A 12,728-nucleotide genomic window follows, 5' to 3' on the forward strand; every position below is an offset into this window, starting at 1 on the left:
GGCGCAGAAATCGATCCTATACCCTGCTTATTGCAGAGCACACAGCATAAACCCGGCATTCGCCGGGTTTTTTATCTTCTTTCTCACCTGAATATCGTCTTAAACCAGCTCAGCCTTGAACTGTACCGTCCGCTTGGAGATCAGCGAGTTGCAGTGGTTGCAGAAGTAATCCACCGCACCACACGCCTTGAGCCGCTCCAGCTCCATATGGCAGGTGGGACAGAGCGCGGTGACCCGCACAATGGCCTGGCACTGACCACAGGTTTGCTCCTTGCTGCGGGTATCCAGTTCAGCCTGGCATGATGGACAAAGCAGGACTTCCATAATCAACTCCTCGAAAAGTGGATCTGCCATGGTCTTGTTCCATGGCAGATCCCCCTCCCCTTATTCCTCACCTTAACATGGCGAGGATAACAAAGCGGCTGCCGGTGAGGGCAGCCGCAAGGGCTTATTTCTTCTTCATCTTCAGCAGGCGTTTGCGCTGACGTTCCTGACTCAGGGTCATGGTGTTCTTCTTCCCTTCAAACGGGTTGACCGACTCCTGGAACTCGACCCGGATCGGCGAGCCCATGATCTTGAGGGACTTGCGGAAGTAGTTGATCAGATACCGCTTGTAGGAGTCCGGCAAGTCGTTCAGCTGGTTGCCGTGGATCACGATGCGCGGCGGGTTGTAGCCACCGGCGTGAGCATACTTGAGCTTGACGCGGCGACCGTTGACCATCGGCGGCTGGTGATCTTCCTGCGCCATCTGCATGATGCGGGTCAGCATGGCCGTGCTGGTACGACGGGTGGCGGACTGGTAAGCCTCCTGAATGGATTCAAACAGATGGCCGACACCGCTGCCGTGCAGGGCGGAGATGAAGTGGACGCGAGCGAAGTCGATGAAGCCCAAGCGACGATCCAGCTCGTTCTTCACATCCTCTTTCACCTTCTGATCCAGACCATCCCACTTGTTCACCACCAGCACCACGGAGCGACCGGCGTGGAGCACATAGCCAAGGATGCTCAAGTCCTGATCGGTGATGGTCTCCTGGGCGTCGATCACCAGCAGGCAGACGTTGGCATCTTCGATAGCTTTCAGGGTCTTGATAACGGAGAACTTCTCCACCGTCTCGTGCACCTTGCCACGACGACGCACACCGGCGGTGTCGATAACCACATACTTCTGCTCGTCACGCTCCATCGGAATGTAAACGGAGTCACGGGTGGTGCCGGGCATGTCATAGACGATGACCCGATCTTCACCCAGCATACGGTTGGTCAGGGTAGATTTACCGACGTTGGGACGACCAACGATGGCGAACTTGATGGGCAGGTCGGCAAACGGGGTCTCCTTGGTGTCCTCTTTGGTATCGAGTTCACCGGCAGCCACCATGCGCAGCAGGGCTTCTTCGTCGAAGTCCTCCTCTTCCTCATCCTGCGCATCTTCATCGGTAGCAGCGTCGACCAGGGTCTCCAGATGGGGAGCCAGGGCCAGTTCCAGCAGGCTCAGCACGCCACGACCGTGGGCGGCCGCGATCTGGTAGACCTCGCCCAGCGCCAGACCGTAGAACTCGGAGACCGCGGAATCACCGTCGATACCGTCGGTCTTGTTGGCCACCAGAAATACCTTCTTGTGGGCCTTGCGCAAGTGCTCGGCGATGGCTTGATCCGCCGCGGTCAGACCGGCACGGGCATCCACCATGAACAGCACGACGTCCGCTTCTTCGATGGCCAGCAGGGATTGCTCGGCCATCTTCAGCTCGATCCCCTCTTCGGTGCCATCGATACCGCCGGTATCGACCACGATAAATTCCAGCTCGCCCAACTTCGCCTGACCGTATTTACGGTCCCGGGTCAGACCGGGAAAATCGGCAACCAGGGCATCCCGAGTACGGGTCAAGCGGTTAAACAGGGTGGATTTCCCCACGTTGGGGCGGCCCACCAGGGCTACTACAGGAGTCATAAAAGCCTCATTCTCAAGACGACAAAGGCTCCGGGTCCGAAGACCAGGAGCCGGATATTCACATTATCGGACGATCAAGGACGCTTGAGGGCGTACAACTTGCCGTCACGGCTCTGCACATACAGGGTCTCGCCATCCACCAGCGGGGCGGCATAGAGACCACTGCTATCGAGCTGCTGCATCGCCTTGATGGTACCGTCGGTACGATCAAGCCAATACAGGTATCCTTCCACATCACCCACCACCACATAGTCACCGAAGATGACGGGTGCAGTGACGGTACGATTTTCCAGCTGGGTGTTGGACCACAGCTCCAGACCGTTGCGACGGTCGATGGCAAACAGATGGCTGCGGCTGTCGGTCAGCACGATGGCATTGCCAGTCATCGCCAGATCGCGATAGCCGGAATACTTGCGCTTCCACACTTCATCGCCGGTCATCAGTTTGCGCGCCATCAGCTGACCGTTGTAGGCGATGGCGTAGAGCTCATCACCGGCAATCAGCGGGCTGGCATCGACGTCAACCATGCGGTCCAGCTCGGTGGCACCGCGCGGATCAGCCACCTTGGACTGGCGCACAGGCTGGCCATTGCTCAGCAGGGCGATGCCCACCTTGCCATCGGCACGACCGTAAATCACGGCGCCGTTGGTGATCACCGGTGCACCGGCACTGCGCAGGGTCAGTGGCGGCTGCTCTTCGGAGAGCGACCACTGCATCTTGCCTTCATCAGTGTCGAGGGCGATCAGGCGACCGGAGGTGGTCAGCACTACCACGCGGCCATCTTCCACCGCGGGGCTTGCCACCACTTCGCCGGGCACATTGGTCTGCCACAGCACTTCGCCATTCTCTTCGTTCAGGGCGTAGACCACCCCGTTCTCGGAACCGAGGAACAGCTTGCCGTAACGGGAGACCAGGCCGCCGGAAAGGCGGGCGCTGCGCTTGTCGGCGTTGACCGGCAGGTCGGCCAGATCGACAGTCCAGAGGCGATCGCCACTGGCACGGTCAAAGGCGCTGACATCGCCGTCGCGGGCCGCCGCATAGATACGATCTTCTTCCACCACCGGCTTGAGCTGGGAGTAGAAGTCACCGATGCCATCACCCACAGTAGATGACCATGCGGTGTCGGCAGTGAAGGCAGATTCAACCTTGGGCAGCGGCGCCATCGGGTTGAGATCCTCTTCGGAACTGAACAGGGAGCAACCCTGCAGAGCGAAGGAGACCGCAGCCCCCAGCGCCACCATCTTGAATAGATTACGCATCCGGTGCCTCACCAGTCGCTACGGCCGGCAGGGCCAGATCGTCCATTTTCAGCTTGAGCTCGGCGCTACCCTGCAGGCCGCCGGCATCCGCCGCCGCCTGATAGGCATCACGAGCCTCTTCGGTCTTGCCCTGCTTTTGCAGCACATCACCACGGGCTTCGGCTACCTGCGCCTTGAAGGCCTCATTCTGGATGGTTGCCAGCTTGGCCAGCGCTTCATCTGCCTTGCCCTGATCATTCAGCACACGGGCCAGACGCAGCGCCGCGATGGGACGAATGCTCTCGTCACCCGTGGTCGCCACCAGCTCCAGCTGCTCGGCAGCCAGATCCAGCTTGCCCGCCTTGACGGCAGCGGCAGCCAGTTGCAACGCGGCCAGTTCACCGTAGGAGTCACCCTTGTTGGCAGTAACAAACTGCTGTGCCTGCTCGAAACCGGCGGCATCGCCCTTGGCCAGCTGCTCAATCACCTGGTTGTAAGAGTGGGAGGAGGCCTCCATGGTCTCTTGCTGGTGCTGGTTGTAATAGCGCCAGCCGAACAGACCGACCAGACCGATCACGGTCCCGGCAATCACCGAGGTTCCGTTCTCTTTCCACCACTCCTTGATAACCTCAACCTGTTGTTCTTCGGTGGTATAGACTTCCACAGCTTACTCTCCTTTGGCTGCCAGCAGGGCAATGGCGGCGTCAACCTTGACGGTCTGTTGCTCGGCCTGACCACGCAGATATTTGATAGTGATCTCCCCGTTTTGCACCTCGGTCTCACCAAGGATCAGGGCGATTGCCGCGCCGCTCTTGTCGGCACGTTTGAGTTGTTTCTTGAAGTTGCCACCACCGCAGTGGCTCATGAGGCGCAGGTCCGGCAGGGCATCGCGCAGACGCTCGGCCAGCTGGAAGCCAGCCTGTTCGGTCCCCTCGCCCACCATCGCCAGATAGACATCCACCGCCGGGCGGATATCGGCGTTGAGCTCGAGAGTTTCCAGCATCAGCACCAGACGCTCCATGCCCATGGCAAAGCCCACGGCCGGGGTCGGTTGACCGCCCAGCTGCTCTACCAGACCATCGTAGCGGCCACCGGCACAGACGGTGCCCTGGGCACCCAGACTGCTGGTGACCCACTCGAACACGGTCAGGTTGTAGTAGTCAAGACCACGCACCAGACGCTCGTTCACTTCGTATTTGATACCGGCAGACTCGAGCAGGCGCTTGAGCCCCTCGAAGTGGGCCAGGCTCTCTTCGCCCAGATGGTCAAACAGACGCGGGGCCCCCGCCAGAATGGCCTGCACCTTTTCATCCTTGGAGTCGAGCACCCGCAGCGGGTTGCTGTACATGCGGCGCTGGCTCTCTTCGTCCAGCTGCTCCTTGTACTGCTCCAGATAGGCCACCAGCGCATCGCGGTAAGCGGCACGCTCGGCGCTCTGACCCAGGGTGTTGAGCTGCAGGGTGACATGCTCGCTGATGCCAAACAGACGCCACAGACGGTGGGTCAGCATGATCAGCTCGGCGTCAATGTCCGGCCCGTTGATGCCAAACAGCTCGACACCGAACTGGTGGAACTGGCGATAACGGCCCTTCTGGGGACGCTCGTGACGGAACATGGGGCCCATGTACCACATCCGGCGTTCCTGGTTGTAGAGCAGACCGTGTTCGATACCGGCACGGACGCAGCTGGCGGTCCCTTCCGGACGCAGGCTCAGGCTGTCGCCGTTACGGTCTTCAAAGGTGTACATCTCTTTTTCGACCACGTCGGTCACTTCACCGATGGCGCGCTTGAACAGATGAGTCTGCTCGACAATCGGCATGCGCACTTCGCTGTAGCCATAGCTGGCAACGACCTGGCGCAGGATCTGTTCAACCTTCTGCCATACCGGGCTCTGCTCCGGCAGGCAATCATTCATACCGCGAATAGCTTGGATCTGTTTTGCCACGTTGATACTCGAGAAAAAGAGGTAAAATTTGGCCGCATTATAGGGATTTTCCCCCCCAAGGTAAAATCAGGGAATCCGGATGCGGGATTTAAAATCAGTCACCTGGAAACAGGGCCACCCAATGTGGCCCTGTTTCGCTCACTCCTTGTCCATCGGGATCCGGTTAGCGGGATCCAGCATGGCGGCGCGGGCGCGAATGCGGCGCTCCAGAGTTGGAATGAGATCCTTGTTGTCGAGCCGATCGACCCGCTGGCCCCCTTCATAGAAGGCACTCTTGTTGGCGGCACCCGCCAGACCAAGGTCGGAGACCAGCGCTTCGCCCGGGCCATTCACCACACAGCCGATGATGGAAACATCCATCGGGGTGATGATGTCTTCGAGCCGCTCTTCCAGTGCATTGACGGTAGCGATCACATCGAACTCCTGCCGTGAGCAGGATGGGCAAGCGATAAAGTTGATGCCACGGGAGCGAATACGCAGGGATTTGAGGATATCGAAACCGACCTTTACCTCCTCCACCGGATCCGCCGCCAGCGAGATACGCAGGGTATCGCCGATGCCATCGGTGAGCAACATACCCAGACCAATGGCAGACTTCACCGCGCCGGCACGGAAACCGCCCGCTTCGGTGATGCCAAGGTGCAGCGGCTGTTCAATCTGCTTGGCCAGCAGGCGATAGGCACCGACTGCCAGGAACACATCGGAGGCCTTGACGCTCACCTTGAAATCCTGGAAATCGAGGCGATCGAGATAGTCCACGTGGCGCATGGCGGACTCCACCAGCGCCTCCGGGGTCGGCTCGCCGTACTTCTCCTGGATATCTTTCTCCAGCGACCCGCCATTGACCCCGATACGGATCGGGATATTGAGGTCGCGTGCACAATCGACCACCGAGCGCACCCGCTGCTCGTTGCCGATGTTGCCCGGGTTGATACGCAGGCAGTCGGCACCGTACTCGGCCACTTTCAGGGCGATGCGATAGTCGAAGTGGATATCGGCAACGATGGGGATGCGGGTTTGCTGTTTGATGAGCCGGAAGGCTTCCGCCGCTTCCATGGTGGGCACGGAGACACGGACGATATCGGCACCGACCCGCTCGATCCGCTGGATCTGCTCGATGGTGGCGGCGACATCTGTGGTCTTGGTGTTGGTCATGGTCTGCACGGTAATGGGGGCATCGCCCCCAACCGGTACATTACCAACCATGATCTGTCTGGATTTACGACGAATGATGGGAGATTCGTGAGAAGACATGGGAAACAGATTACTCCTGCGGCAGTGAGAAGCGGGCTGTACGACCGTTGTTGTAACGGCTCATATCAAACGACTGCCCCTTGTAGTCAAGCTTGACGGCCATGGGCGCGCCAATGATGAACTTCAGGGGCTCGGCGCCTTCCAGCACCAGCTCGTCGTTGGCCTTCTTCAGACCACTGAACAGGGTCTTGCCGTTGGCATCCTTCACATCCAGCCAGCAATCGGCGGTGAAGCTCATCTTCAGTTGCGGCGCAGTCGCCGGATCAACGACAGCCTCTTCAGATTCGGTGCCATTGGCACCGGATACCGCAGCATCAGTCGCAGTGCCGACAGCCGCACTGACATCGCTCGGGGCCACAGCCGCAGAAGCAGGCGCCAAGGTAGCCGTCGCATCGGAAACCACCGCAGGGGCAGTCATGTCAGTTGCGGCCGGTGCGATGGCTGCGCCTTCCACCGGGGCGGTGTTGATCGCATCGGGCGGCGTGATAGCAGGTTCAGCCGGAGTCGAACTGGTTGCACTCATCTCGGTGGCTGCCAGCGCTTCATCACCGGCGGAGCGACGGGAAGTACTCTGCCACCACCAGGCGACCGAGAGCGCAATCAACACCAGGATCACCAGCCAGGTCACCACCTTGAGCCGACTGTCGTTGGCTTGCTGGCGGGAGCGACGGGAGAAGCTCTGCATGTCGATATTGTCGGGAGGAGTCAGACCCAACTTGTCGTAAGCGGCCAGAATGGTCTCGTCGGGGATCCCGACCAGCTTGGCATAGGTACGCAGATAGCCCCGAATAAAGGTATGGGAGGTGTGCTTGTCGTAGGTATCCGATTCGATAGCGGCGATCAGGGTCAGACGAAGGTGAATGCGGGACGCAACCTGTTCTCGTGTCCAGCCAAGCTGTTCACGGGCGTTGCGCAGCAATTGGCCTGGGCCTACTGCCTGGGAGTCGTCTTGAAAATCGTGTTGCTGTTCAATAGTCATTGGCTAAATAACGCTTGGCTTGTTGCGAAGTGGGATATTGCCTTACCAGCTCAGTCCCGAATTGGTGAAGTAATGCCGGCTTGTCCATCGCCTGTGCCAGCCGAAGTCTCAACCAGAGACTCTCCTCGTTCTCGTCTGACACATCGGCAAAACGGGCGAGGTAGGACTGCACATCAGGCAGCTTGCCATCTTTCATGGAAAGCTCGGCCAAGTCCAGCAATAACCCTGGATTGCGGGGATTATACCCCAAGGCCAGGCGATAGTACTCGCCTGCTTTATCATTTCTGCGATTTTGCAGCGCACAAAGTGCCGCATTTTCATAGGTATCGGCAATTTTTACGTAGCCTGGCTGAATAACAGCCTGGTTGAACGCCTGATCTGCCTCGGCATACCTGCCGCGATCACAGAGGAAGGCACCATAGTTGTTCATTGCGTCAGCATTGGACGGATCCATGGCAAGGGCGTTCTTGTAATGGGTCTCGGCTGCCTTGAAATCTCCTACCTTCTGGTAAAAGTAGGCAAAACCGATCTGGATCTGGGGGTTGGAGGGGTCATACTGGAGGGCACGGTCAAGATTGAACTTGGCCTGCTCGGCATTGCCCTGACGCAGGTACTGGATACCCAGGTCGAGGCGGGTTTGGGCAGCCGCCTTGAGGTCAGGACCCACTTCACGCTGGGTCGAGTTCTGGCCAGCGTAAGTGGTCTCGGTCACACAGCCTGGCAGCGCGCAGAGCGCTGCCACTACGATCAATGTACGTGTATCCATTCCCTGTCTATACAATGGCTTAGCATTTAAACCATTTTGACGGAAATCCCATCCTGTTGCATCCGATTTTTGATAGTTCGCTTGGTACGGTCAATCACGTCACCCACCAGCTGACCACAGGCGGCATCAATGTCATCACCACGGGTCTTGCGGACAATCACGGTGAAACCGTACTCCATCAGCACCTTGGAGAAGCGATCGATACGGCTATTGCTCGGCTTGCCATAAGGGTTGCCCGGGAAGGGGTTGAACGGGATCAGGTTGATCTTGCTCGGGGTATCCTTGAGCACCTTGGCCAGCTCGTGAGCATGCTGCATATCGTCATTGATATGATCGAGCAGCACATATTCGACGGTCACCCGACCACCGTTGGCATTGGATTTGGCCAGGTAACGACGGACACCGGCGAGGAACTCCTCGATGTTGTACTTGTCGTTGATCGGCATGATCTCTGAACGCAACTTGTCGTTCGGGGCGTGCAGGGAGATAGCCAGCGCCACGTCGATCTGGTCACCCAGCTTGTCCAGCGCAGGTACCACGCCAGAGGTGGAGATGGTCACCCGGCGCTTGGAGATGCCAAAGCCGTAGTCATCCATCATCAGACGCATGGCGGGCACCACGTTGGCGAGGTTGAGCAGCGGCTCGCCCATCCCCATCATCACCACGTTGGTGATGGGACGCTTGCCACCGACCACGCGGGCCGCACGCCACACCTGACCGATGATCTCGGAGACTTTCAGATTGCGGTTGAAGCCTTGTTGAGCCGTGGAGCAGAACTTGCACTCCAGCGCACAGCCAACTTGAGAGGAGACGCAGAGGGTCGCGCGGTCATCTTCCGGGATGTAGACGGTCTCTACCTCCTGATCGCCCACCTGCAGAGCCCACTTGATGGTGCCATCGGCAGAGCGCTGCTCGCGGCTGATCTCGGGCGCCTTGATCTCGGCGATCGCCTTGAGGCGCTCTTTGAGCACCTTGTTGACGTTGGTCATCTGATCGAAATCATCACACCCAAAGTGATAGATCCACTTCATGACCTGATCTGCCCGGAATGGCTTCTCGCCCAGTTCGACGAAAAAGGCACGCATGGCATCCCGATCAAGATCCAGCAGGTTGATTTTTGTTTCGCTCATCAATGGCCTCAGTTCAAACACTTCATCAATTATTGGCTGACGACGTCAGGGGGCGGCATTGTACAAATAATGGGTCTGGCTTTCCACCTGGAGAATAGAGGGATATTGCGTAAACGGCGAAAACAACAAAGGGAGCCGAGGCTCCCTTGGGTCATCATCCACAAAAATCAGCCGCGCGGGCAGATCTCGTTGTCAGAGAAGAAGTAGGCAATTTCGCGGGCAGCGGACGCAGGTGCATCGGAGCCATGCACTGCGTTGCGATCGATGCTCTCGGCATAACAGGCACGCAAGGTACCAGCCAGCGCCTCTTTTGGGTTGGTAGCGCCCATGATCTCGCGATTGCGACGGATGGCGTCTTCCCCTTCCAGCACCTGCACCATGACAGGGCCAGAGGTCATGAAGCTGACCAGATTGTCATAAAAAGGCTTGCCCTGATGCTCGGCATAGAAACCGGCAGCCTGTTCACTGCTCATGTGCAGCATTTTGGATGCCACCACTTTCAAGCCTGCGCTTTCGAAACGGCTATAGATGGCACCGATCAGGTTCTTGCTGACAGCATCCGGTTTGACGATAGAGAAGGTACGTTCGATGGCCATTGATATCTTTCCTTAACTACAGAGTTTTATTGTTAGAATCCATGTTCGCTGGCGATTATACGTAAACAAAAACCGGAAAAACACACAAACAAGCAACTTTTTATTAAACATCACTCCCTTGCAATCAACATCCACACTCATCTTGACCGAGCAGAGCCGGAAAATATGTGCGCTTGCGCACGATAGTTACCTTAAGCCGCCAAAACCCCATCTTTTGTTCACAATTCGAACAGCATGAAAAAGGCACCCGAAGGTGCCTTGTCTCGCCTATTTGGCTTCCGCCAGCAAGGCCCGCGCTATGGTGCGCATCCCCAGGGTATTGGCCCCCGGCGCCCAGAGGGCATCGCCGTTGTCACTGAAGCAAGCTGCCAGATCGATATGCAACCAGCCCATCCCTTCGTTGGCAACGAAACGGGAGAGAAAACCCGCCGCGTTGGAGGCGCCACCCGGCCCGCCCCCCTTCACCGGACGGCTGTTGGCCGTGTCGGCGTAATGGGAGGGGCACTGCTGGCGGTGCCAGGGCTCCAGCGGCAGCGGCCAGGCAGGCTCATGCTCGGCATCGGCATAGGTCATTGCGCGGCTTACCAACCCTTTGTCGAGGCCGAACAGAGCATTGTAGCGCCCACCCAGCGCCATCACGGCTGCGCCGGTCAGGGTCGCGGCATCGATGATCAGCGGTGCGCCGGACTCGCTCGCCAGTTGCAGGCCGTCGGCCAGCACCAGCCGCCCCTCGGCATCGGTATTCACAATCTCGACCGTGGTGCCGTTCTTGTAGGTGAGGATGTCGCCCAGCTTGTAGGCGTGGCCGGAGACCAGGTTCTCGGCGCAACAGAGGATCAGCTTCACCCGCTTGTCGAGCCCGCGCAGCATAGCCAGCGCCAGCGCACCTGTGACAATCGCCGCACCACCCATGTCGCACTTCATGGTGAGCATCCCCTCGGAGCTCTTCATGGAGTAGCCGCCGGAGTCAAAGGTGATCCCCTTGCCCACCAGCGCTGCCGCTACCGGCGCCTTGGGGTCACGCCCCGGGTTGAAGTCGAGCTCCAGCAATACCGGTTCGCGCGCACTGCCGCGGCCCACCTGATAGAGGCCGACCCAGCCCGCCTGTTGCAGCGCTTCGCCTTTCAAAATGCGATGACTCACCTTGTCCGGCGCCAGCTCGGTAATAAAGGAGGCAGCTTCCACCGCCAGCTCCAGCGGGCCCAACTGCTCCGGGGTGGCATTGGTCATCTCGCGCACCCAGCGGCCGCAGAGCCAACGCGCTTCCAGCTCCTCTCTGTCCTCTTCCGAGGACATGGCCCACTGCAGTTGCACCTCCGCCTTGGGGGTTTGCAGCCCTTGGGCAAAAGCCCACTGCTGTTCACGCTCCCAGTGACCAGCCAGGGTCACTTTCTGGATCCCCTGCTGGCAGAGGCGACGGGCCGCCTGCTGGATATCGAGCAGCGGATTGGCCGTCACCAGATGGATCACCATGCCGTCGGCACGGTGAGAGAGCAGCGCCCCCTCCCCCCACTCGGCCGGTGCAAATTCACGACTTAACCAGACATTCATGCGGTCACCTCCTGCAGCCAACGGGCGATGGTGCGCAGACCGTGCCCCTTGGCACCGGTCGCCCAGAGATCGTTGCCCGATTTCTGATAAGAGGCCGCCAGATCCAGGTGCACCCAACCCTTACCCTCATCACGTACGAAACGGGAAAGGAACGCAGCAGCCGTGGTGGCACCGGCCGTGCCTTCTGCCGAGGCGACGTTGCCCAGATCGGCAAAGGCCGAGGTGAGCTGGCTGGCATGCCAGGGCTCCAGCGGCAGCGCCCACGCCTGTTCATTTTCCACCTTGGCGGCGGCCAGCGCACGCTGCTGTTCGGTCTCATCGAGGGCAAACACCGCATTGTAGTCGCGCCCCAGCGCCATCTTGGCGGCGCCAGTCAGGGTGGCTGCGTCAAGGATATAAGCCGCACCGCTGTCGGAGGCCGCCATCAGGCCATCGGCCAGCACCAGACGACCTTCCGCATCGGTGTTCTGGATCTCGACCGAGATGCCGTTCTTGTAGGTGAGGATGTCGCCTAGCTTGAAGGCGTGGCCGGAGACCAGGTTCTCGGCGCAGCAGAGAATGAGCTTCACCCGCTGGTTCAGACCGCGGCTGATAGCCAGCGCCAGCGCGCCGGTCACCATGGCCGCGCCGCCCATATCGGACTTCATCGGCAGCATGTTGTCAGAGGACTTCATGGAGTAGCCACCGGAATCAAAAGTGATCCCCTTGCCCACCAGCGCCGCCACCACGGGTGCATTGCGATCACCGGTCGGGTTGTAGTCGAGCTCCAGCAACACAGGCTCGCGCTCGCTGCCACGGCCAACCGACCAGATCCCGATATGGCCGGACTCGCGCAGCGCTTCACCGGCGGTGATGCGAGCTGTAACCTGATCCCCGGCCAGACCACGAATGAGCAACAGGGCCGATTCCGCCAGACTCATGGGGTAGATCTCTTCCGGACAGCCATTGGTGATGTCACGTACCCAGCGAGCCGCCTTGAGCAGCGCATCCAGTTCACGGGCATCCCCGTCGCTCTGCTGGCCGAAATCCAGTTCACGCGATCCCTTGGCGGCGTAGAACCCCTGGGCGAACGCGTAGCGACGCTCCAGATCCCAGCCTTCACCGACCAGCGTCACCCGCTTGATCCCGCTCGATTCGAGGCGACGGGCGGCGCGCTGAACGGTGCGCAGAACATCCTTCTCCTGACCGGCGGCACCAAGATGGATCAGTGCCTCGTCGCCATTGAAACTGAGCTGGGCGCCCTCGCCCCAATAGGCGGCCGCAGCCTGGGTGGATAAGGCTACCTTCATCATGTCAGCCATCGTGTTTGCTTCCTTTTTACTGG

Annotated in this window: 12 protein-coding genes; all 12 read right to left on the reverse strand. The window is 59.4% G+C overall.

What is annotated here, in order from left to right; all coding sequences use genetic code 11:
* Nucleotides 1-99 precede the first annotated feature (99 nt).
* Nucleotides 100-324 (reverse strand): zinc ribbon domain-containing protein, encoded by a 225-nt coding sequence (locus G5315_RS02495; protein ID WP_421332322.1) that lies wholly within the window; start codon nucleotides 322-324, stop codon nucleotides 100-102.
* 124 nt (nucleotides 325-448) lie between these two features.
* Nucleotides 449-1,945, reverse strand: a complete 1,497-nt coding sequence (gene der / locus G5315_RS02500) for a ribosome biogenesis GTPase Der (protein ID WP_043823902.1) — start codon at nucleotides 1,943-1,945, stop codon at nucleotides 449-451.
* A 74-nt stretch (nucleotides 1,946-2,019) separates the two neighbouring features.
* Nucleotides 2,020-3,204: an outer membrane protein assembly factor BamB gene (bamB, locus tag G5315_RS02505; protein WP_005333796.1), complete on the reverse strand. Its 1,185-nt coding sequence runs from the start codon at nucleotides 3,202-3,204 to the stop codon at nucleotides 2,020-2,022.
* Complete coding sequence (locus G5315_RS02510) at nucleotides 3,197-3,847, reverse strand: YfgM family protein (RefSeq protein ID WP_021229680.1); 651 nt, start codon at nucleotides 3,845-3,847, stop codon at nucleotides 3,197-3,199. Before G5315_RS02510 ends, bamB begins: the two co-directional genes overlap by 8 nt.
* A 3-nt stretch (nucleotides 3,848-3,850) precedes the next feature.
* Complete coding sequence (gene hisS, locus G5315_RS02515) at nucleotides 3,851-5,128, reverse strand: histidine--tRNA ligase (RefSeq protein WP_005351051.1); 1,278 nt, start codon at nucleotides 5,126-5,128, stop codon at nucleotides 3,851-3,853.
* A 138-nt stretch (nucleotides 5,129-5,266) separates the two neighbouring features.
* Nucleotides 5,267-6,382, reverse strand: coding sequence for a flavodoxin-dependent (E)-4-hydroxy-3-methylbut-2-enyl-diphosphate synthase (ispG, locus tag G5315_RS02520; RefSeq protein WP_005333801.1), 1,116 nt, complete (start codon nucleotides 6,380-6,382; stop codon nucleotides 5,267-5,269).
* A 10-nt stretch (nucleotides 6,383-6,392) separates the two neighbouring features.
* The gene (gene rodZ, locus G5315_RS02525) at nucleotides 6,393-7,361 is read right to left on the reverse strand and encodes a cytoskeleton protein RodZ (RefSeq protein WP_421332324.1); all 969 of its coding nucleotides are present in this window, start codon (nucleotides 7,359-7,361) and stop codon (nucleotides 6,393-6,395) included.
* Nucleotides 7,351-8,142 (reverse strand): PilW family type IVa pilus biogenesis/stability lipoprotein TapF, encoded by a 792-nt coding sequence (gene tapF / locus G5315_RS02530; protein ID WP_085943024.1) that lies wholly within the window; start codon nucleotides 8,140-8,142, stop codon nucleotides 7,351-7,353. Before tapF ends, rodZ begins: the two co-directional genes overlap by 11 nt.
* Nucleotides 8,143-8,153: 11 nt before the next feature.
* Entirely contained in the window at nucleotides 8,154-9,257 is a 1,104-nt protein-coding gene (locus tag G5315_RS02535) for a bifunctional tRNA (adenosine(37)-C2)-methyltransferase TrmG/ribosomal RNA large subunit methyltransferase RlmN (RefSeq protein ID WP_005344856.1), read from the reverse strand.
* 167 nt (nucleotides 9,258-9,424) lie between these two features.
* Complete coding sequence (gene ndk / locus G5315_RS02540) at nucleotides 9,425-9,853, reverse strand: nucleoside-diphosphate kinase (protein ID WP_005333805.1); 429 nt, start codon at nucleotides 9,851-9,853, stop codon at nucleotides 9,425-9,427.
* 267 nt (nucleotides 9,854-10,120) lie between these two features.
* Complete coding sequence (pepB, locus tag G5315_RS02545) at nucleotides 10,121-11,404, reverse strand: aminopeptidase PepB (protein WP_005359802.1); 1,284 nt, start codon at nucleotides 11,402-11,404, stop codon at nucleotides 10,121-10,123.
* Entirely contained in the window at nucleotides 11,401-12,705 is a 1,305-nt protein-coding gene (pepB, locus tag G5315_RS02550) for an aminopeptidase PepB (protein ID WP_107684978.1), read from the reverse strand. Before pepB (G5315_RS02550) ends, pepB (G5315_RS02545) begins: the two co-directional genes overlap by 4 nt.
* Between the last annotated feature and the right edge of the window lie 23 nt (nucleotides 12,706-12,728).

Source organism: Aeromonas sp. 603607, from assembly GCF_049171595.1.
Taxonomy (GTDB): domain Bacteria; phylum Pseudomonadota; class Gammaproteobacteria; order Enterobacterales; family Aeromonadaceae; genus Aeromonas; species Aeromonas veronii.